Origin of the sequence: Rhodococcus sp. 06-221-2 (assembly GCF_002258365.1) — a bacterium.
GTDB classification, from domain to species: domain Bacteria; phylum Actinomycetota; class Actinomycetes; order Mycobacteriales; family Mycobacteriaceae; genus Rhodococcoides; species Rhodococcoides fascians.
In genome coordinates this window covers 140,146-163,517 of sequence record NZ_NOYJ01000024.1, presented here as the reverse complement: position 1 = coordinate 163,517, position 23,372 = coordinate 140,146, and the positions used below count along the sequence as shown (strand labels likewise).

Genomic DNA, 23,372 nt, shown 5'->3' with positions numbered 1-23,372 from the left:
GTCAGTCTCCGTACTTCGCGCGGTAGTCGGCGAGCTCGGGCACGTCTCGCAGACTCGACCATGCTCGTTCCAGTCCGGCTGTCCCGATGAGGTCGATCAGCGGGTTGGCCCAGAAACTGTCCGGTGGACGCGGCGGGAAGTACCCGGCTCGAATCATCCGGTGCACCCGAAAGATGTCTGCTTTAAGCACCTCGACCGCGGCATCGGTGAGCGGATAGCCGATCGTCTCGTACCTCGCTTTGTGGTTGACGAACCAGTAGCGCGTCGTGACGTCGTCACCCATCGTCAGCGCCAGGAGTCCATACACGGGAAGCTGGAACTTGGTACCGCCGTCGGTCGGCTCGGATCCGGAGAGCTTCTTGTACGACGTCGCCTGACCGGACTTGTAGTCGGTCACCCGAATTCGGCCGTCGGTATGCCGGTCGATCCGGTCGATCTTCCCGGCGAACGCGATCTTCTCGCCGGCTAGGTCGAGCACCACGGCATCGGGTTCGACGCCGAAGTTCTGTTCGACGTGCGTTGGCGTCCATCCCGTTTCGCGGTCGGTTCGGTCGAGCTCGAACCACTCGACAAGTTCGCGACGGATGATGCTGCTGTCTTTCTCCCACAGCTGCGGCAGCCATCCGGGAGCGTCGACGCGGGCGTCGGCCAGGACCTCTTCGGAGACCTCGATGAGGTGATCGAGAGTTGCGTCGATGCCGTCGATCGTTCCTTGGACGTAGCGCTCGAGGGAAAGGTGAATCAGGTTGCCGCGGGTCAGCGGATCGAGCTGCGCGGCGTCGTCGGGGTCATCGAGTGTGTCGACGCCGAGGACTGTCTTGACGAAGAAGCGGTACGGGCTCGCCACCCAGTCTTCGAGCCTGCTCGCCGACACCGGTTTGTCGAAGAACGTGACGGCGTTCTCGATGTGGGAAACGTTGCCGTTGAAGCGGGTGAATTTGCCCTTCAGTCTGTCGCTGCGAAGTTCCATCCCCGCGTTGACAATCGAATCGTCCAGAGCGCCCCGGCGGTCATCTGCTGCATGCTTTACCAGTGCGCGCAGGCGCCATTCGGTCTCCGAGGCTGCACTGACGCCGATACGAGGATCGACGGTTTGTGTCGCGACGTCGAACGACTCGACCGTGACGATGGACTCGACGTTCGCAGTCTGCTTCTGCCAGTCGACGACGCCGATCTTGTTTCCGGACAGGGCATCGAGCGTGGGCATGAGCCAGCGCGACGGCACCTTCTCCGCTCCCCCGCGCATGCTCCCGCGAGGGAAGGCAACGACGCGGTGCTTCTGTCCCGACGCCAGCGTGGCCAGCAACTGAGATTTCTGTTGCTGGATCTCGTCGGCGAGAGTACGGCCGACGAGTGCGCTCGGCAGCAGCGGATCCTCGCGACGTGTGGCAGGGAGAATGCCTTCGGCCGCGCCGAGGACAATGCACACAGCGAAGGCCCGTCCTGCGCCGGCGGCCAGTGGGCCGACGGTGACGGCCGATGTTGTGGTTCCGACTGTCTCCGAAACAGCATCGATTCGCACGGAGATCGCGTTGACGATTCCCGACAGGGTAGGAGGCGGTGCCACGCCGTCCAGCTCGCCGAGCTCCTCGCAGATCGTCATCAAGGCACGTAAGTCTCTGGTGGTCGGATCATCTGGCTGCTTCGACCGGCTCTTGAAGTACGCCCCTACGACGTCGATCACGTATCGCGATGCCTCCGACCACGTCGCGGCGTTTGCGACCGCGTTGAGATCATCGCGGAGGGTGGTAATCAAGGAATGCAATGCTGTGGCGACGTTGGCGTCACGGTCCTCTGGGTCCAGCTCTGTGAGTTTTTCCCAGTCGGAGCCGCCGACAATCTTGATCCTTGCGCGAGTCAGACGCTCGACGCGCCGGAGTGGAATAGCTGCGATAGGAGTTCCGTAGTACCAGGTCACCGCGCGTTCGGACAGGATCGACAGCAGTTCGCGTCGGGGCATGACGTCGGTATCGATGTTAAGCAGCCGTCGGAGCGATCGTGCGACCGGCCGATGCTTCATCGTGTGGCATTGCTCGCCAGCGAATTCGATTCCCGCGCTGTCGAAGTGTTCGTGGATCAACCGTAGGTAAGGATCGGCGTTCGCGAAGAACACACCGATCCGGTGTCCGGGAAGTCCGGCCGCGAGATGCTGCCGGACAAGCCTGGTGATGGACCGAACCTCGTCGTCGGCGTCGGATGCATGAATCACAATGGTGCCGAGCGGCCCAGCATCGCTCTCAATCAGCTGACCACGGTTGGTGAGAGCGTCGAGAAACTGCGCCGCTCCCGCGTCCGCAGCCGTCGGGAGAAGCACAACCACATCACCCAGCTCATCGATGCGCGATATTGCGGCGGCGTATGCCTCGTGCGGAAGGTAGTGCGTCTCGCTGTGCGCGGAGGTCGCGGCAATGTGGATGCGGAGCATGTCCCGCACCAGAGGAGTTGGATCGGCGGGTGACGGATCAGCTACCGCACCGAGCGTGCGCGAGGCAGCCGCCAAAGCTTCGGCGGTGATGGGCTGATCTGCGACGTCGACGAACACTCCGGGCTTGTCGGCGAGCACTTTCTGCACGGACGCGGCGAGATACGGGAACGGCAGTGGCACGCGGGGTGCCAGTGCGGGGGAAGCTAGTGTGTCGACGGCCAACTCGAGTGTGAGGACTCGAGTGTTGGCGACCCCGCCGTGCCGGGCAAGGTACTGCAGCACGTCTCGGATGGAACCTCGACTGGGCACGATCACCGTGACCCGCGAGAGTGGGTCCGCAGCCTTAGCCCGAAATACCGCTTCAGAAAGCTCTAGATAGAGATCGCGACTCATCGATTCTTCACCTGTACAACCGCTCAGAACCCGCTCGCGACTGCCACGAGGCTGTCGTTCCTGACACAGGTGAACCCTGCGGCGTTCATCTCGGCAACGACCTTCTCCACGTCGGCTGCGTCGAATTCGAGGAACTGTCCGTTCATCACGCTGTCGGCCTTCTTACCGTATTTCTCGGCGATCGAACGAGGAACCAGGGTCAGCATCAGCCGAGCCGGCCATTCGGGCCAGTCACCGTCGAGATGCCCAGGAATGTCGTCCAGAACGAACGACTGGCCATTCTCTGGCACGGCGATTTCGGCGTCGGCCAGCCTGTCGATGATCTGCTTCCACCGGGTTGGGCTCAGTCTTGCTTCTGCCTCTCCCCAGGTTGCGAGCCCCTTGCGAAGCATGGCGAGCTCTTCGCCAAGCGACTGCCCGACAAAGACGAGCTGACCGTCGTGCACTCCATAGATAACATCAGTTGCGGTAATTTGTGTTCTCCTCGATCGACATAAACCTACGTTCTGGTTCATCTCGTTTACGCGGTAAAGTGTTTCATTACGTCATGGCGCGGCGCTCTTGTCCGTGGCCATTCCACAGCTCTGTGACCGTTGTCTTCGTCGATCACCGGACCGCTTCGCCCGGAACGCCAAATTTCGGAGTAGATACGTGTCTTTTCGCACCCCCGTCACGCCGAACAGGCAGCAGTCGCTCCAAGTATCAGGCACCTGCAACTTCGGTCCATCGTGCTTCTACTGTTCGACGCGCGTGGGCCGGAGGCCCATGTCGATCAATTGCTGCCGCGGTCGAGGGTTGGAATCGACGTTCTCGCCAGCTTGGTGTCGGCGTGCCCATCGTGCAATATCAGCGAGTCTCAGCTGATGCCCGCACGATCACCCGTCTTGAGAGCCCTGAACCGCGGCCGCGACCTATCAGACACTTCCGAGCAGCAGTCTTCGACCAGGAAGGAAAGCTAATTCCAAAGTCGTCCATGCTCGGCCTGTTTGCACCGTTTCGATCGTCTTACGTGCTGACGACTCTTCGAGCGAACAGCTGGTCGCACCACAATTCTCAAAACGCGGACGTCACCACTTGGACCGTTCCGTCGAAGTGGCTACCCGGTTCCGCGTCGGCCGGAGCGTAGTTGTAGCGATACCTCGCCGGCTCCGCAAGACGATCCTGCACAGATTGCGAAGTCATAGGCCCGATCGGGAATGCGGTTACGATCTGAACATCATCCCCGGACACCGAACCGTAGAGCAGCGCAGTGGAATCGGTAATGCGGTCACGGATGTAGACGGTTCGCATCCGCCGACGACAATCGACGACCTCGTCGATGGCCAACACCGTCCGACTGTCTGCAGTCGGATCGATCAATGTCGGTAACACCGCTGACGCAACACGTTCCATCAGCGGCACCGTCGAAGCAGTTGGGAAGAAAAACGACGACTCGAGCCCGAAAGCATTCGCCAGATCAGCGGTCAACCACCTCAACCGCTTCAGGCCGTACGGAGTTTCGACCGAGGACAGCAAGTAGCCGTAGACGTGCATGAGTCCCGCGTGCCCGATGGGAAAACCGAAGGCACCGGCTACGCCATGATGCAGCCACGAGAACACACGCTCGTCCAACACCGGCGCTTGCACGTTGTCATCGATAACGGTGGACGAGGCCCACTTCGCCATCTGGGCCGGGTCAGACCTCGACGCCGTCACTTGTTCGCCGAACCACCGTGCACTGAGGTCAGCAGGGACGGAACCGCCGTCGCAAGAATTGCTGATGGCGCTCTCGATGCTCGACAACATGGACGAAATGTCCTTCACCGGTCACTCCCATCCCTAAGTCCAAAGCTCTAGTAGAGCAAGTGCCTACTCAGCGTCCCTCAAACAGCCGGTCAAGAGCTCGGACCACTTAATAGCCGCCTCTCCTTCAGAGTGAGCGAAAGCAGAGGGCAGCATTGTATTCGGGAGTTCCGAGTGCAACTGGTCGTTGCGCATGATCGAACGAGAAATTCATTGATCCGAAACCGCTCCACGCTGTGGACCCAGGCAACAGGGCACTGGCACAAACTGTGGACAGGAAAATACCGGAACTATAACCCGTCATTGAGGGCTGTTGGCGTTAGCTTGAAGGAAAGTTGTAATCCCACCTCACAATCCGGTTCTCTCTTATCGACCACACCGCACCCTTGCCGTCCATGGGCACCACCAGTTCGTCACCATCAAGTAACTGCAACTGGTCCTGATTCCAAATATCGAGCGAGTACCCCACGCCCGTCGACTTCTCCCTGAACCCGGCCCGACCATTTTGCTCACCTACGTATTCAAAATCATTAGCCATTTTGCACCACTCTCAGTCAGGTCCAATTCACTCCGATGATTATGACCAAATTTCAGTCCACCAAGGCGTCATCCTCCTCCAAGTCATCTGTCCTGACCTCTTGCCCATTGTCGTCTACATCTTGATAAATGACATACTTACCGAGCTCCGCGCTGATCGCCTCTGCCCGTTTGCGAAGGAACGCGGTGTAATCGTCCGCACGCCAGCCTGAAAAAACAAAGTCACCCATGAGGTGCGATTCCATCGATTGCTGGAACAGCTTGTTTGTCTTCTTGTACTCACCCAGGTACACAGATGGCGCCTTGGCCCTGATCTTGTTCTTATTCAGATGCGCATCGATGATCGCGATATTTGCGACAGTGTTGCTCTGCTGCCTCGTGAAGCCCTGCTTTTCCAATAGACTCTTTGGAAAAATATGGTGGTAGTTCTTACTATTGGCCTGCTTCAGGTAATCATTTCCGATTGTCACCGGAGCACCGTTGTCAAAGGAACGCGGCTGATGATGCGCCAGTAAACACAATATCGCCTTCGCGAAAGCGCGGCTGGGAGTGAACCACCCATTACTCAAGATGAAGTCGGCTTTGATGTCGACTGGCCAGTCATACTTAGGCTGTGTTTCAGCGATTATTTTGTCCACCCGAAGGATGTCCTGTGCCAGCTTCGAGTCCAGGGACGACGAGTACCTGTTACCAAGGCTGCAACGCCAAAAGAAGTCAGCGAGCAGTCTCTGCTGTTCGGAGGTCGGTGCTTTGTTGTCAGTTTTCCGGAAGAAGTAAGCGAAAGTTACGACTAGACCATTGTAAGGGAGCAGGCGTGATGCGCGAGCACCATACGACTTGCGAATGTATTCACAGGCATTCTCGATAGCTTCTGCGGCGTACGGCCACTCATCAACGAACGCGTCACGTCTGAGTTCGAGGATGGCTTCACGCTTGGACTCGCGCGAGAGCAATAGGGCAACCAGCTGGAGAGGCGTAGCCTCTGGCAGCGTTTCATACTCGATGGCGGCCAGCTTCTGGACGAGTTCTTCATGCTTCTCGGTGAGGTCGAAATTTCTGGTTTCGTCGTAGGTTTTTGCCGCCATGATCTCGAAGGTCGTCAATGTCTTGCCGCCGACATTGATTCGAGTGAAGATGTCCGTCGCGACCGGCATCGATGCGCCTGTTACATGCGTAATCGGGAAATTGTACGATTCAATTCGCGTTGAGTATTCCCCGATGCTGTCCCAGTACTTCTCGTCGTACTTCTTCGCGATCTTCAGTCCGCCATGAAGAAGTTCGGTCAACGAGATGAACGAGCCGGCTTCACAGCGGGAAACGTCCGCAGTCACGACCGGGTCGCTGCCTGAAGCCTTCAGGTCGACGAAGATCTTGGAGAAATCGTCAGTCCGCCCCGACGGACGCAGAACCTGTTTTCCCTCCAGAGCCGCATAGAGGCTCGTGAGACGTTGCTGCCCATCGAGGACGTAATCGACCATCTGCCCTTCCGGAGGCTCGGGCAGGTCGTCGCCGCCAATATTTCGAACGCTTCGCAGTCGCTCGTCTGTGTGCCAGAAGATGAATGTACCTACCGGATAACCTTTTACAACGCTATCCAGTAGGTTTGCCGAGCTGGACACAGTCCATACAAAGTCTCTCTGAAACTGCGGAATCTTGATCAGACCGTTCTTGATCTGCTGCAGCAGTGCTGGATAGTGCTCATGCGTAGGTTTGGCGTTAACCACAGTTGCATTGCCCTTCTTTGGTTTTCTGGTGCATGATCTGGTGTCAGTCGTTGCCGGGCAACAGCGAGCTCGCCTTGCCGGTCCACACAACGACCAACTCGTCTCTCGCTCGAGTAGCCGCCACGTACAACAACGACCTTTCACGCTGCAAGGCGTCCTCTCGCTCCCCCTCGGGCAAGGAGTCGATTATGTAAGAACGAGGAACCGAGTTCTCGCCAACTCCCACCAGGACTACCTTTGCGAACTCCATGCCCTTGGCGCGGTGCATTGTCATGACCTGGGGAGTTCCCTTCGCAGAGGCGGAACCCCGATCGACGAAGGTAGCCCGCACGTTTCGTTCACCGAGTGCACGCGGAAGCGACTGCCCTTCCTTCTTTGTCGATACGAGGAGTCCGATCGACTCCGGATCTGTACCGGCCTCGATCCAGTCCTCGACGAGCTCGGCAACAACCTGATACTGCTCGGTGAGGTTGGATACCTCCAGTCGGTTCGGCTTCGGCCCGGTGCGGGCCGACCGGTACCCCTCCGACGACTCGATCTGGTCCCCGAGGTCCGTGAACTCAGTCCCCGCGAGGATTCGCAGCGCAAAATGCAGGTTCTGCTCAGTGGTGCGGTAGTTCAGCGTCAGCCGCCGCGAGCGGCCCACGATATTGATTCCGTAACGCCCGAGAACTACCCGCTGCCCGTAGATTCGCTGGTGAGTGTCCTCGGCAAAGAAGAGGTCGTTCTTGCCCTCGGGTACGAGAGCTCTCAGTAGCAGAAACCTACTTGGGCTCAGATCTTGCGCTTCGTCGACGAGTACGTGGTCCGCCAAATCATTCGTGTCGTCGCGCAACACAGTCGAGGCAATCGCGGCGCGCTCCTCGTAATCAGTCGAACCCGACGCGGCAGCGGATGCTCGGTAACCAGTGATGACGTCCCACACCGCGTTTCGCTTCGCTCTGTTCAGAGACACCCCTCGTCCTGCTCGCTTCACACGTAGATAGTCCTCGCGAGTGGTGACAAGGTTCGGCAGCACGATGAGGCTGTACTCGGCTTCAAAGAACGAGTCCACTTTGAGATCGCTTGGCAGATCGACGCCATATGTCGCGATCGCCTGCTTCCATGCATCCTGAGCCTGACTCTTGAAGACCTCCGCAGTGCGGGGGCCGAGAACCTCTGCGACTGCACCGTTCCCAGAGGCTTCGCCCCCGAGCGCGGGCTCGTACCTGTGGAGGACGCGGGTCGCGATGGAGTCGACTCCCGCGATGAACACGCCGGACTGACCCAGATCGGTGGTAAGAGGAACCGACGCATCCAGTTGCCGAAATTGTGATCGCAAGCTTTCGGCAAGCGTTGAACCGTAGGTGGTGAGCACAATCCGCGCTGCCGGATTCTTTCGGTGAAGCTCACGTGCGCGATGCAGGAGGACGACAGTCTTGCCAGTTCCCGCTCCACCCGTCAGGCGGAATGGCCCGTTGGTGTCACGGCCCGCGTAGGTTCGCTGCTCCGGGTGTAGGAAGATACGCCACGCCGCGAAATCCGGCCGCTCGATCGCTTCGCGAAGCTCGTCGTTGTCCTCGATGAAGGCAAACTCCATCTGCGCAGCGGGATGCCGCAGTGCCTTGAGCAGCTTGTCGTCATCGGTGCCCTCGTCCGAAGTATCGGCGTCGAGGGTGTACTTGTCCTTGATGTCGGTCAGAGACGTACCCGTAAAGATATCCACGAGGGCGGTGCCTTGCCAGGTCGCGGGTGCCGACTCGGCATACTCCAGTAGCGCGTCCGGGTCGTTGATGTCCAATGCACCCGCGGCAAAATCGTGATCCATCCCCAGATCGGCCAGATGCTCTACCGTGAATTCCCTTTCCCGCAACGTTTTTTCTGCGTGGGAGTCAGGAAGCTCCAGCGCTTCCGCCCGTGCAGCCGTCACCGTGGGAGCGACGAAAACGGGCGGAAGATCCTCTACCGGCAACAGTTCAGCCACACCGTTGCGCGGGTTGATCGTCATTCGGCGAGTTTGAGCAATCTTGATTGCCTCGTCGTGCTGAAACGTTCCGATGAAGACGTAGGACGCCTCCTGTCCACTCCCCTGAAGTTTGAACAACACTGCTCGGTTGGACAGGTCCACGCGGCCAGTTCGCGCGCGGGAATCAGCCGAGTTGTTGATCGGCTCGATGTGCAGACTCTTGTTGTCGTCGTTCGCAGACAACTTCGCAAGGAATGCGTAGGTCGCTTTGTGAAGACTTCCATCGATCTTGTCCAGCCCACGACCGATCACAATCTGGGGCACTGAGTCGCCTTCCTTCTGAACCAACGGTCAACTATGAGCACTAGCGCAACGCCGCAGCTTGAATCGCTTCCGCTACTGACTTGGCATCAGCCGCACACAGTGTCCACCCTGCCTCCGACAATTCCTGCTGATCTGTTCCGTCGAGCGTGGGATCGACTGCTATGCGCAACGTTGGCCACGAAATCTCCACCGGCAGCCCCGACACTTCTTCCCCAACCTCCGGCACCGGAACACCCAACTTTGCAAGGGCAGTCACCAACGCCTGTACGGGGCCGATCACCCCGTCGTAGACCTCGCGCCACGGTCCACTCAATGAATCACTATCGGCCGCAACAGGTTGAACGGGCGTATCGGCAGGTGCGATGCTCATCGACGCCGAGCTCAGGTGCCGCCGTGTGGTGACAACGGCGGTGAGTGGACGCAGTTCGAGCAGGTTGGACCAACGAAGCCACTCTCTCCACTGATCGCGCGTCTCCACTGACAGTGCCGCGTCATTGTCGTCGATGACGATGGCAATTTCGGCCTCGCCGAGTGACTTGCCCTCTGGGACTCGCACCGACACTGCGAAGCCCTGGTCACGCCATACGAGCGTGTCGCCCGCAGGTTTCTCGACGACGTTCCCGTCCATGAGATTCAGCGCAAGTTCTGCCGGTGCCGCACCGCCGGTGCGTGTCGCAGAAGTACCCATCCCCATGATTGCCATGACCGGTAGCCAATGAGCAAGGTTTCGACGAGGGTGGGCTTGCGGGCTCTGCATCCACGCCAGGAGAAGGTCGATGCTCGTCGCAAAGACCAGGTCTATCGAGCCTTTCGCGAGTTGATCGCCCGCCATCTTCAAGAGGTTCGGAATGTGATCCGCGTTCAGAACCGTGGACGTCGACGGGTTCCCCTCCAAGTCCTGGTGAGTGACAGCGACTACCTGATATCCGCCGTCGCGGAGATTGCGTCGCTTCTCGGCGTCGTCCGCCAGTCGGTTCGTCGCCGGGCTGGCATGGAACTGCCAACCGTCCGTGAATATTGCAGTTGGCGGGACATCGGGTGTCGCCGATGTCAGAACGAAGTCGGGTTTACTGCCCAGGATGTTCTCCTGAGGCCGCAGACTCCATCTGTTGGACGACCCGAGCGCGACGTCCCAAGCGACTCCCCTATCGGTTGGTTTCTCGACGATGGTCGCGCCGAGGGCTTTCAGCCTTTCTGCGAAGACGACTCGGAACCGACGTTCCAGATTGGACTCGTGGTCGATTGACGGAGGCTCATCCGTCGTGATCGGCCACGGCATTGTGTCTGGGATCGGGGAATCGTCGTCGTTGGGCAGATCGCGGCCCAACAACAGAGTTCGCAGATGGCGTACGGCAGCAGTTCGCGACGTGAACTTCACATCGGGGAACGATGCGAAGGGCAGCAAGCATTTTTCGCAGGCCAGCTTCCCGGCGTACTGGCACTCGCACGAAGCGACGACATCATGTGCGAGCCGAAGTACGTCCCAGATCGTTTGCGGGTCAGCGAGATCCGACAGATAACCCGTTCCACCAGGAACGACGTCATGCAGTAAGAGACCGGGCCGGTTGTCCCCGTTGAGAGATGGGTCGCTGACAGAAACAATCTGCAGATGATCAGGATCTCCACCGATCCGTTCTCGCAACCCGAGTAGCACCGCAGCAGACAGTGAGGGGATAGCAAAAGAATCTCCCCACGTCACCGAGGGCGGCAGCCGAAGGACAAGGCCTTCCGTGGTCAACGACCGCGCCAGTGCGACAGAGACAGTCGACTCTTCGAGCGCCTTTCTGTACGAGCACCAAGGTCGGTGCTCGCCGGCCGAGTTTCGTCGAGTATCAGTGTCGAGCTTCCCGCATTCGGAGCACACACGGAACATTGCGGATTCGACTTCACCGCCGGCCAGCAACCGCGACGAACCACCACCCCGGCTCCCACCGGTATTGATCCATCGGATCGTCATCGAACGACGGTGAGTTGCGCCGAAGCCGAGACCGTCCACGAACCAGCGCCGGGTGAACGACTTCGGGTCGATGTCGGCTGCGGTAATGACGGTGTACGGGGTCCGTAGGCGCTCTTCTCGCCCGTCGTCGATGGATGCCTCTTCGCGACGAATGACAGCCGAGACGCTCGACAGCTCAACAACGGGTAACCGTTGGCCGATGTCGGCTATCGCAACAGTTCCACACCGGGGGCACTGCGACGGCGCGACGCCGCCTTCTCCGAGATCGGCGACGAAACCGCATTCGGGACAGCATGCCCACTCGCGAACGGCGTCTCCATCCGCACCGAGGTCCACTGCATCGATAGCGATGGCGAATCCGCTTGCGTAGAAGGTTGATCCGGGTGCGAAGTCTCGCAGTGCCTGTGCTGAACCTCGGCTCAACTCGAACTCGGTGTGCTCGAACTCCTGGGTCTCCGGATGAATCCAGTTGACCGACACCGACAGGGTCACCGAGTCGTCCAGCAGTGTGTAGTTGGGAAAGAGTCCGAACGATTCGAGTGCGCTTATCCAATACTCGGACCGGAGTTCTGCGAGTTGGTTTCGCACCAGTCGTTGCGCCGCGAGGGCGGTTCGGTACGCCACCTTGTCTTCCTCGGTAGCAACCGTACTGTTGAAGGCCGTCAACAGCTCGGGGATAGCAGCTTCGACAGCCTTGAGACGATGCTGCAAGGTTTCCACTCGATGCGTCCACTCCACTGACGCTGCATGGCAACGCGATGCCAATTCACTGCTCTCGGAACCACTCTGCGGCGTAGTAAAAGCGCGCAACCGCTCGGTTACATCAGAGGCAAGGGTGGAGAAACCAGCGACGAATTCGTCGACGTACCGTGCCGAATGGCTCTCGGCATCGGCGATCAGCGTGCCCAGGTAGGTGGTGGGTCCAGCGGCAGCCAAAGCGTCTGGTGTCGTCCTCGGATGAGGTGCGTTCTTTTGACGAGCAAGACGGTCGGCGATCGATGCCAGAAACTGCCGTCGAAGAATCTCCTCCGCGTCGAGGTAAGTGGCGGGCGGACGCACCGCTCCGTTGATGGTGGCATTGGGATCGGCGAACCGCGGCAGCTGATCTCCGCGTGCGGTGACGTAGGCCAGCGCCAACGCATTTCCGGTGAGGCGGCCGGCGCGGCCCACCCGTTGGAGGTACGACGCCACCGTCCGCGGGAGTGAGGACAGCATCACGGCGGACAGGTCGCCGATATCGATGCCCATCTCGAGCGTCGGAGTGGCGACAAGGACATTCGGCGCGTTGGGAGGCGGATTGGTCTCCTTGAACTGAGACTCGTACTCCAACCTTTTCTCATCCGGCAGCAGCGAGGTGTGTTCGCGGGCAACGACTCGGCGGATGTCGTTGACGGCGTACATCTGTTGATAGAAGTTCGCGGCTATTGGCGACTGCTCCAGCTTGCCAGTGCAGTTGACAGTCAAGCACGGGCCGCCCTTGAGCTGGTCGATGGTTTCCTGCCCGCTGACGATGGAGTCACCGCAATGCGAGCACACCAAAGCGACGGCTTCTTCGCTCTCGACTGCACGGGCCACTATCGATGCCGGCGATAGATGGAACGTCCGAGTCAAAGCACCACCCGGTAATTCGCCGATCACGTCGCGGTGGCGCAACCGCTCGAACAGTAGGCGACTCAGCACTGCGCCTTCGGCAGGTGTGACCTCGAGTGTCTTGGCGGCCCAACTCGCATACCAACCTCGAGCCGACGCGATCGGCTCGAAGTCGCTATCTCGACGGTTCGTGGTCCCCAGCATCGGGAACCCCGGGGCCGATGACCCACGACCGAAGCCCGGCATTCCTTGACTCCGCTTGCGACCACCAGTGATCCACCACCGGTTGCCGTCGTCCGTTCGGTATTTCTCGAACCACTCGTGGGCGATCGCGCCTCGGTTCCGCATTCGCTCGACAGTCCCTCGAACCCACCTGACCATCTGCGCATCGCCGATGGTGTCGGTAGTCAGCTGGACGTCCTGCTCATCGAGAACTTCTTTGGCGCACGACAAGAGAACGGCCCGCGAAATGTTCACTTCGGCGAGAGCTGTGCCGGTTCTCGTCAACGTTCGACCGACGGCCGAGCGAAGGCCGAATTCCATCTCGATGTCGAGTTGCAGTCGCTGGGTGACGAATCCGGTCAATGTCGTCGACGATCGACCCAAGCGTGCCGTGCTCCAGAACTTCGAGAAATCGTCGCGATCTGCCAGTTCAGGCGGGAGTAGCCGGTAACGTTTTGCGCGGTCGTTACCAGCCATGGTGACCATTTTGTGAGCGAGCGCGTCGAGGCTCATATCGCCGTCGGCGAGCGCTTGCCGGATCAGCGTGCGCAGTGTGAGCGCCCTCGACCGTGCCTGGACGAATCCTGCGCGGTGAGCAGCGTCTTGGACGCTGTCGGTGAACACCAGCGCTCGCTTCTCCCTCGGGTCCAGGCCCGGTGTTCCGAACAGGGTGGACAGCGAGACGGACAGCATCGTCGCTATCGCGGATCCCAGGAATCTAATCCCATCGCGCTGCCGGCAGGACGGGCAGACGTCGCGCACCGAGTCTTCACCGGCGGTATCGCCGACGTTGACCAGAACCGGCAACGCGCCCCCCTCCGCCACCACTGATTCGGCAGGACGCTGCGACGAGAGGCAGCGATCATCGACCGCAAGCCAATTCAGCTCGGAACCAGAGACAGGTTTATTGGTCGAAGATGTTGACGAAGGGGCTGATTCGGCGACCTCGTCTCCCTCAGAAGGGGCGTGAATCAGTGCCCGGAATCTGTCGTCATCTCCTAGCTTCCGGCGACGGATAGTGGTGTCGTCCACGTCGAGGTCCGAACCGGTGGGAGCAAGCAAGACGCCCCACCCCGACCTGTTGCAGTGCCGACAGTACAACGCCGGCAAGAAAGGTGCCGTCGGTCCCTCGGCGTCCGCCTCGTCTACGACCAGACCGTCATCACCCCAAGCGAAGTGAGGCGCACCGGACGCTGCGCGATCGAGCCGGGTGAGTTCTCGGATCCACAGGTGTACATCTACAGACGGCGCAGTGCGACCGGACGCGGCTCGAACGTGGCTCAAGGTGGTCACTAGCGAGCGAAGCGCGTTGGCAAGCACGAGCGGATCTACTCGAGCCAGATCAGCTGACGCAGCAACATCGTTTCCAGCAAACAGTTCCGGGTCTGCCAGCTCGGCAACGGCAACAGCGGCTTCACATCGTTGGACCAAACGGTTGAAGACCGGATGTGCTTTGACCAGATCCAGACTCGCTTCATCGATCTGATTGTCGGTCAGACTTTCAGGGTGGGTGAACAACGCACGAAATACCGCGCGCGCAACCTCGGCGGGATCACTGTCGTCATCGGGTGAGGCGGCTGCGAGCCGCAGAACTCGATCGTCGTCGATTGCGGCCGGGCGGATCTCGAGGCCGGCGAGCCTGTGTTCCGCACCCGCGGCCCACTCGGAAAGAGCTTCGCGGGATTCGGTAACCACAGCGTCATCGCTGAATTCATCGCCGAACACCGTGCGCGCAAATTCGAGCATCGTCGACGGATCATTACCGTCACCGAGTGTCGCCGACGTAGCAACAGGCGTAACTCGCCCCAGCGGGCGGGAGCGATCCTCGGACGATACGTCCGGCTCATCCTCAGACCAATGGCTCTTCAGGGTCATTCCCAAGCGGCGAAGAAGCATAGACACATCGGTGCCCTGAGCACCGTCATATGTATGAAACTCATCCAGAACCAAATACTGCAGGCTGGTTGCGCTCTGACGCCACAAGTCGGCATCGGCATGTCGTAGGAGTAGTTGGTCGAGCATCTTGTAGTTGGTGAGTAAAATATCCGGCGCAACGCTACGAATAACGTCGCGGTCGGTGATGAGTCCGTCACTGCCCACAATTGTTCTGGTCGAACCTTTTTCACCGGTGTACAGAGCGGCAGTGATGCCACCGAGCTCCTTATGTTGCGTGATCAATGCGGCGAGGCGTTGAGCCTGGTCGTTGGCAAGCGCATTCATCGGGTACAGGATGATTGCTTTGGTACCTGTGACGCCCTGTCGTTTCGAGCGAAGAACGTGATCGAGAATCGGGTAGAGGAATGCTTCGGTTTTGCCAGATCCGGTGCCCGTGGTGACGAGCGTCGGTAGCGGCCGCAACTTGTCCGGTCCGAGATTGGCGCTGCTGAGTCGCTCGAATGCCGCGGCCTGGTGTCCGTAGGGTGTCAGACCGCCGACCCACTCCAACGACTTCTGCCAGCCGGGTTCAGCTGGTCGAAACGGCATCCGGAGACGCAGGTACGGCCCTCGGAACATTCCTGTTGCTGGATGTTCGAGAAAGGTATCGAGGGCACGACGCGCGTCCGGGTCGGCGAGGGCAAAGGTGGTACCGAGGTAGTCCAGCAAGCTCGCGGTGATCCGCTCGGACTGAGCGAGGGGCAGAAGTTCTGACGCCATCAGCGTGTCTCCATCGGTGTTCCGCCGATAGTCCCCAGCCGCCGCTCGAACTCTGCGTACGCCTCACGCATATCTGCTTCGCGGTCGAGGAATTGAAATGGCAGCTCGTAGGTGTAGGTATTGCCAGACGGGTTGGTAGCGGTGCGCTCCTCCTCGCTGATCGAGTCACCCTTACGACGCCAGATGCTCAGTACCTCGTTCGGCACGAGTCGCCCATTGGTGTCGTATAGATACGTCTTTCGGTCGTATCCGTAAAGCACCGGGAACTGCGTGCGATAGATGGTGCACAGCTCGTCAGCGGTCAGACCGAGCCCCAGCGCGACAAGAGCATCAATCTCGACGAGCGCTTGACGGCGGTCTGCTGCGATACGAAGAAAGGTGTCAGTATCCCAACTCTCGTTGACATCACCCAGTGACCTACGCCGTGAGTGCTCGAACCCTCCGGTCCACGAATCATTTTTCGCTTCTGCGACGTAGCAGCTGCGCCAGAGGTGCTGATAGGCGTTCGTTGCACACTGCAATCGCAAAGTTCGCCCAATCAGCAATTGGGAGATAGTTGAATCGCCCACCAGGGGAAGCCGATAGAATACGTTCTGGTAAATACCGCTCTTCGGAGCCGCCCTCACACCGAAGTCTGCGACAAGCGACGACGAGCAAGCAGCAACCAGCATGAGATCTCGAAGTGAGCCGGAAGGTAGACCAACACAGAAAACACCATTGATATGGGACGCGCCTGGCGGAATCGTGCTGGCAATAAGTGTGCGCTCACCCGTGTTGGCAGCCATTGCTCGCCACGCCACCCGATAACAATCCCGTGCGCGCACTGTCTCCAGTACCCCATCCTCACCCGGCACTTCCCATGACGTGTACCCAGCGTCGTATCTCGCACGGCTCCCCACAGGCTTGTACGACGTAGCGGGGATTGCGTCCGGCGCGAGCGCTTCGAGATCGACGGTCGACCAGTCTTGGTTGTGTTTCATCGTCTGGTTCGGCGACTTGTAAAATGGATTACTCACGAATAGGTGGGGGCCCTGCAGGATGACTTCATCCCAACTATCCGGTATCCCCCACTTGGAATCGAAATATCCTTTGGTCCGATCGTTCTTTTCATGCCAGCCGCTTGAGAACTCCAAGCCGAGCTCACCGAGTCTTCGAGCGTCGGCAAGCTTTTGCAATGCGCTGGCTGCCGATCGGTTGACCGTATAGACCATACGTGTGTGACGGACAGGAACTTCTTCGGCCTCGAGGACGTCCTTCCACGACTGCAACACATCGTCGTCAACGTTAACAATTCGGTCCGCGTGCGGACTAAGTTCCCACGTTCCTTCGGCATTCTTGAGGCCAGGCTCGGGCCCGGATCCATCATGCTTGAGCGACCGTTCAGCTGTATCGGGATGATAGAGCGAGCATGCACTTATAAAATTAGTCGAGCGAGGTGAACCGTAAATATGTACGCCGAACACGACCTGATCGTGTACCTCGTAAAGAAAGAGCGCGTTGGCGAATTGCCAGTGCCTACGCAATCGTTCATATGAAGCCCGCCGAAGCAACCCCGCCTTCTCGTCAGTGAAATGCGATTCCGGATGGACAAGTGCAATTGTCCCGTGCTTGGATTTGTGACGCCACGTTTGTTCCATGAAGCATCGGTAGAGGTCAGGCTGCAGACCGGCCAGGTGCGGATAATGCGCTGGATCCCCGACGAAGGCCGCGACCGAGGCCACGTCAGACGTGCCTCCAACAACGAGATTGCGGATACCCGAAATTTCCAGTGTTGCCTCCCGTCGAGCACGGTAGATCGACTGAGTAGGACGAGGTGTGAGCTGGAACCACGGATCACCCTCGGCCAAAAGCGCATCGACGTCCGAACGTGGCCGAACCCAGGGCGGATTGCCCACCTGCAAGTCGAAACCACCACGGCTGAAGACTGGAGCGAATTCGAGCTCCCAGTGAAAAAATCCTTGCCGCTGAGCAACTCGCTCAGCAACCTCCAACCACGGCCACCCGGTTTTCAGGGCATCAATTTTCGCAGCTTGTGCAAAGACCAGCTCGTTGGACTCTGTCACTTCGAGTTCATCCCAGGTCGAAATTGCAAACAGGTTCAGCTGCCCGTCCTTCTTCTCGCGCGCCGATTTCGCAACCGGTGAGCCCAGTAACCCACTCAAGGTCTCAATCCACTGATCGAGAGTGGGCGGCTCCACGAGATCGCCGCCTACGGATGCGTCGTCATCCACCAGTGGCCAGAACCACAGCGCACACCATGCATCCATCACGCGACGCAGCCGCCGATATGCACCGTCGGGATTGGCTAGTGACTTTTCGATCTCATCGCGTGACACGAGTGTCTCGACCACCTCCGGATCGCGACCCCACACTGGGATTGGCCGACGGATTTCACGCTCGGCAATCTCGAGCCTCTTCGACGCTAGTAGCCACAGGGTTTCGACGCGACCCGCAAGATCTCTGAGCTTGCGTAACTGCTCAGGAGTCGGCTTGGGCTTGAGATCTTTTCGCCACGCCTTGAGATCAGCGAGGGCCTCGGGCGCAAGCTCTCGAGCCTCTTTCGCTTCGACCGTCGCGCCCCAACCACTGGTGGGGAGCAGAAAGTGGTGGATGCCGTTCTTGATACCTGTGATCGGCTGTCCAGGCGCGCTGTCTGCGAACCGAACATCGACCGGTGTGGCGTCCAGCCAGTTACGGGACGTCAATTGTCCACTGGGAATGAGCGCGCGCCGAGCACCGATGAGGGAATTGCCTCGCCGTAGGTGCAGACCAAACCAGGGGGCGTCAAGATCTTTCGCCATAGTGTCGAGCCACAGCGAGATCTCGGCAAACTCGACGGCGGTGGCGTTCAGATCGACTCCATACACTTGATGCAGGGCGATGTACGCCTTCACCCGTTGCAGCTCGACCGGGTACTCCTCGGGCTCAACTCGCTCACCCAGCTCACGTTGGCGACGTGTCAGATACTGATCTGCAAGCTGGCGCACAGCCTCGATCGCGAACGCACCCGAACCCAAGGCAGGCTCGCAGACAGTAATGCAGAGAACCTCGTCTGCGGTGGTCGTCAACCCGTCTTGATCGAGAAGTTCCGCGAGAGCTTGACCGACAGTGAATTTCGTCAGCACTTCAGGTGTGTAGTAGGACGCCGACTGTTGACGCTCGCGGCCGGCCAGCCGATAGACGAACGTGCCCAGTTCGTGTCGCACTTTGACAGGTTCGCCGGTGAGATCGTTTTTCACCGTGACGAAGTCACGTTCCGCGATGCCTTCCGTTCGTCCCTCTGGGACGACCCAGGATCCCTTCGACGAGTCACCGTTCTTCGCGACCTCAAACAGAGTGTCCTTCGCGAAGAAGCCCGTGTAGCTCATCAACCCTTCGTATACCGCGCCGAGCTGGTTGATACCGAGGTCGGCGTAGGAGATAAACCCGCGATCACGCCCACGAGACTCCTTGCTGAGCAACAAATGTCGCAACACCTTCTGCACAGCTGAGTTGCTGAGCTTGACCTCGTCGATCAAAGATGTTGCGGCCGGGAGGAAGAGATCGGCTTTGAGGTTCCGGAAGGTCAAGCCGTCGGCTCGCGTCGAATCATCAGAGGACCCGTTGTGGCCGCTGTCCACCCACTGGCACAGCACGTGCAGCGAATCGTAGAAGTGCGTGCCGTCTTCGGCTCGCGGCGTCACCAACTCGACGAGGAGTAGCTCGCGGAGACGGTCGAGGCTGTAACCGCGCTCGTAGGTTTGTTCACCCGTGGGCAAGACGCCGAGTTCGGGACGCGCTTCTGCATACAGCAAGAAGAGGATGCGATAGAGGTAGCGCAGTGATTGCGCCGCAAGGGTCTGCGCCTGGGAGTCCGGCAGCGGGTCTAATCTTTTGACGCGTCGGCGGGCAACAACGTCGTTGGCGATGAGTTCGATCGACAACCGCACACCCTCGCGAAGGTCCTTGGACACCCCCACTGTGTGCTTGGCGGACTCGTCGATGACGGTGGTCCACCAGATGTTGCCCTCTGCATCCGGGGCAAGCGACTCTGCCGACACACACGTCAATGCACGATCGGTCTCACCACCACGCTTGTCGTCGTTGCGTTCGCACACCAGTTGCAGATCGACGGCGAGGTAGCGTCCCTCGAGCCATCGGCTTCGCTCGGTGATGAGTGCCTTCGAGCCGGCCAGCACCAGCATGAACTGCGGCCCGTCCTCCAGCGTTGCCAAATGAGACAGCAATTGCGCGACGGAGTGGAGCGCCTCCCCTGGCGCGTCATCTTCTCCGGTCCGGAATGTGCTTCGCAGTGTCTTTTCGTCTTTCGACAACAGCTGCTCGACACTGAGCTCTGCGGCACCTTCCACGATGACCAGTGGTGCGGGGCCCGTGAGACCCCGAGCCCGAACGGCGAGCGCCGGACCGTCCTCGGTCTCGGTAGCCCCGACACGAGTGAACTCCCAGCGAAGACCCTCGAATCCGAAGATCGACCGAAGGATCGAGTACAAAGACTCGAGCGCCTGCTGGTCTGCCACTTCGGCAAGGTCCAGGAACTTCCGCGTCAGATCTCCGCGTTGCGCGGTGAAACGTGAACGCGCAGTTGACCGATTATCGGCTCGCTCGGTCTCCCATTGCTTGCGTCGTTCGAGGACCCGGGCATTGAAAGACTGAGATGTGGCATCAGTGGTGAAGTAGTGCTCGCTGATGAAGTCTTCGCCGACTACCAGCGCGTCGGACGCGGTGCTCACTGATCGCTCTCCCTCGTCGTGCGGGCGGCCTGTAGTTCGAGTTCGTCTGGAACTGCCACTAATAGGGGGCGTATCAGACGGCGGTCAGGGTTCATAGTCGCTGCTGCGTCACGTTCGTGCATCACGCGTTCGGTTCGCTGGCGCAATTCATCTCGCTGGATCAGAGCATCGGCTTCGTGAGTCCACCGCTCGGCGCGCAAGGTCCACGCTCGAATTCGGGACTCTGTTTCCTCGCGAATAGCCGCTGCCTGCTGCTCTGCTGCAGAATCCGCTGCGCGGACTGCAGCGGCCACGACGGGGAGCAGTGGGGCGACGTCGCCCAAGTCAACTCGATTGATATCTCCGAGGCCAAGGGCGGCTATAGCGTCCGAGGATCCGTTGTGCGGGAGCGCAAAATTGAAAGTAGGGTTACTCAGATCCGGAAACGACACTGTGTAGTACGAAGCCGCGACCACCTGCCCTCGATAATTGGTCTGCGTAACTTGCACGAGCACAGTTGTATCGGCTATCGATCCACGCACGGCAAAGATCTGCCGGCGCCCGAGGTCAGCGAGGGATCGATCCGCCGCCCAGTCCAGAATGGGATGCAGTGGAGCGAGAAAGTGAGCCTCGGGCCACGTCGAGGTGGACTCCCCCGCACGTGCGGATCGCAGTTCCTCCTCTCCTCGCAGCGAAGTGAGCGCAAGTTTGTACGTGTCGGTGACCGATCGAGCACGAAGATAAGACTGCGGCAGCACCTGGAGCCGCTGCTTCAGGTCGCGCGGTGGTGTAAGGCTCGCAATCGACTGCGCCGCATGAACTTTCCATGACACCCCGTTCGGTGCTGGCTGCTTCGGCGTTTCGATAAACTCTTCCAAAGCGTCGGAGAGATACGCGAATTCGGAGGGGTATACGTCCGCGGATTCTACGAAGCTCGGAGTCGGACCGGGCATGGCTTCTTTGTCTGCCGCTACCGATCCCCCGCCAAAGCCGAGTTGTGCAAGCAGGCCGTCGAGTCCCCCACCTGACACGACTTGATCCACAGATCGCACCACCGACTCCAAGCTTTTTTCGCCGGCAAGCACCTTGCGGATCGCTTCTTCCTCGGCGGCAACGTCGTAAGTTCCCATGAGCGACGACGACTCGCCCAAAGTCTTATGTGCCTCGTGTTCTCGCTCCACCAATCGCGTCAACACCCTGAGGTCACCGGCGAAATGGGTGGTCGATGGAGTGAGGAGAAGCGTCACGATCCGAGGACGGTGTCGCTGACCGTAGCGGTCGATGCGACCATTGCGCTGCTCGATGCGGATGAGGCTCCACGGAATGTCGTAGTGCACCATGTCGTGACACTGAGAGTGAAGGTTCACACCTTCTGACGCAACGTCGCCGGTCACCAAAATAAGGATCGGCGAGGATTCGAGCTTGAACGATTCGACAATGTACTGCTGCTCGGTATCGCTGAGCCCGCCGTGCAGCACAGTGACGTTCCCCAAGTCACTGCCATCGGTGAGCGTCATCTTCAAGTCAGCCGACAAGGCCTGTGCGAGAGCCTTGAGTGTTGCAACTCGCTCGGCAAACACGACCACGCGAGTATTGCCGTTGCGCTTCACTCCGATCTCGGCCAGGTAGGCGAGCAGAGCCATGTACTTGGCCGACTTGCGCAGCGGGGTTGCTTGGACCAGCTCATCGAGATGATCGAGGGCGCCGATCTCCCGCGCTGCGTCGAGGTCATCGGGATCCAACCGTTTGCGGCGCTCGGTAATCGACTGGGTGAGCGCATCGGGCGAGGAAAGAAACGCTTTTGCGAGTACCCACGGGAACAACCGTGTCGACCCCGAGTACGCCGACCGGCCTTGCTCGGGCCAGAGCCACACATCTTCTAGCTCACGGGCCACCGCATCCTCACTCGCCGACGCCGGAACCGTGATGTTTCGCGGCGGCTGACGTTCCGCCCACGCGTCGCCGACCTCGCTGGCTACATCGGGATGGTGCCGATGTCGCCGAATCACCAGCTTCTTCACTTGTTCGGTGTCGAGCTCGCCCGAGGGGGATACCGCGCTCGGATCGAGCATGCGAATGAGCTCGGCAAACGATTCCGCGCGACCGTTGTGCGGTGTCGCCGACGCCAGAATCAAAGCATCGGTTCGCGAGGCAAGCAGGCGTGCGAGTCGATTGTTCTGCGCCGCAACATTGGTGACGTTGTGCGACTCGTCGATGACGACCGCATCCCACTGCTGCTTACGGAGGTGGTTCAGGTAGCGGTCGCTTTTGAGAGTGTCGATCGAGATGATGACCCGCTTGTAATAGGTGAACGGGTTCCGGGTGGCAGGTAGAATTTGCCGAATCCGTTGAATGCCAGCCGAATCGAGACGGACGAACGGCAGCGCGAAACGAGTCCACAGCTCCATCTGCATCTGCTCGAGCACGTGCTTGGGTGTCACGACCAAGATTCGTTCACCACGGCCTCGGCGCACCAACTCGGCGAGAATCATCCCGATCTCGAGAGTTTTTCCCAACCCGACGGCGTCAGCAAGCAGGATACGGGGTCGGAGGTTGTCGGGATCGAGAGCCTGACGCACTGCCTTGAACTGGTATTCGAGAGGTCTGGCCAGTGCCCGGTGCGCAGTGGCCAAACTCGGATCCGCAATCGCTACAGGTGTCTTGCGAAGCATGGATTCCAACCACAGTCGCGATCTACGAAACTTATCGGAGGTATCGGCGACGACCGTGACATCAGTGGGATCGACGACAATCACCGTATCGAGCGCCGTCGAGAAGGACGCCTCGGTGTCGCGAACCAGATCCGAGAGCCCCAACACGTGGACAACGTGTCCGTCCGATGTCGGTTCGACCGAGGAGACCAACCATTCCTCGTCGCGAACCTCGACGATCGACCCTGGTGCGGCGTTGAACGGGCGATCATCCATTGCACCTGAACTCTCGGGGGTAACGCTCAATGTCACGCGCGGTGGTCCTCTCGCCTGTTCAATGCCGACTTGAACACAACCCTAACGGTCAGTTCGTTAGGCCGACGCAAGTTCCCATGGTCGGTTTCCGACGCGGGCCGCGAGGCACGCCAGGAGTCCTGATGACAAATCGCCACCAGCAG

8 protein-coding genes are annotated in these 23,372 nt (G+C 59.7%); all 8 read right to left on the bottom strand.

Annotated features, from left to right (window positions below; genetic code table 11):
* Position 1: 1 nt before the first annotated feature.
* The 8 genes from CH281_RS12210 to CH281_RS12165 all read right to left on the bottom strand — a co-directional run bounded on the left by CH281_RS12210 (position 2) and on the right by CH281_RS12165 (position 23,190).
* On the bottom strand, positions 2-2,734 hold the full coding sequence (locus CH281_RS12210; RefSeq protein WP_256983490.1) for a PD-(D/E)XK nuclease family protein: 2,733 nt from the start codon (positions 2,732-2,734) through the stop codon (positions 2-4).
* A 107-nt stretch (positions 2,735-2,841) separates the two neighbouring features.
* Positions 2,842-3,333 (bottom strand): hypothetical protein, encoded by a 492-nt coding sequence (locus CH281_RS12205; protein ID WP_143544802.1) that lies wholly within the window; start codon positions 3,331-3,333, stop codon positions 2,842-2,844.
* Between the two features lie 538 nt (positions 3,334-3,871).
* Positions 3,872-4,621 carry a hypothetical protein gene (locus CH281_RS12200; RefSeq protein WP_143544801.1) on the bottom strand — a complete coding sequence of 250 codons (750 nt, stop codon included), beginning with the start codon at positions 4,619-4,621 and terminating at the stop codon, positions 3,872-3,874.
* 569 nt (positions 4,622-5,190) lie between these two features.
* The gene (locus tag CH281_RS12185; RefSeq protein ID WP_094694328.1) at positions 5,191-6,861 is read right to left on the bottom strand and encodes a DUF262 domain-containing protein; all 1,671 of its coding nucleotides are present in this window, start codon (positions 6,859-6,861) and stop codon (positions 5,191-5,193) included.
* Between the two features lie 43 nt (positions 6,862-6,904).
* Complete coding sequence (locus CH281_RS12180) at positions 6,905-9,130, bottom strand: 3'-5' exonuclease (RefSeq protein WP_094694326.1); 2,226 nt, start codon at positions 9,128-9,130, stop codon at positions 6,905-6,907.
* Positions 9,131-9,170: 40 nt separating this feature from the next.
* Entirely contained in the window at positions 9,171-15,554 is a 6,384-nt protein-coding gene (locus CH281_RS12175) for a DEAD/DEAH box helicase (protein ID WP_094694324.1), read from the bottom strand.
* Entirely contained in the window at positions 15,554-20,284 is a 4,731-nt protein-coding gene (locus CH281_RS12170; protein WP_094694322.1) for an Eco57I restriction-modification methylase domain-containing protein, read from the bottom strand. Before CH281_RS12170 ends, CH281_RS12175 begins: the two co-directional genes overlap by 1 nt.
* The gene (locus CH281_RS12165; protein WP_094694320.1) at positions 20,281-23,190 is read right to left on the bottom strand and encodes a helicase-related protein; all 2,910 of its coding nucleotides are present in this window, start codon (positions 23,188-23,190) and stop codon (positions 20,281-20,283) included. The genes CH281_RS12170 and CH281_RS12165 overlap by 4 nt, the downstream gene beginning before the upstream one ends.
* Between the last annotated feature and the right edge of the window lie 182 nt (positions 23,191-23,372).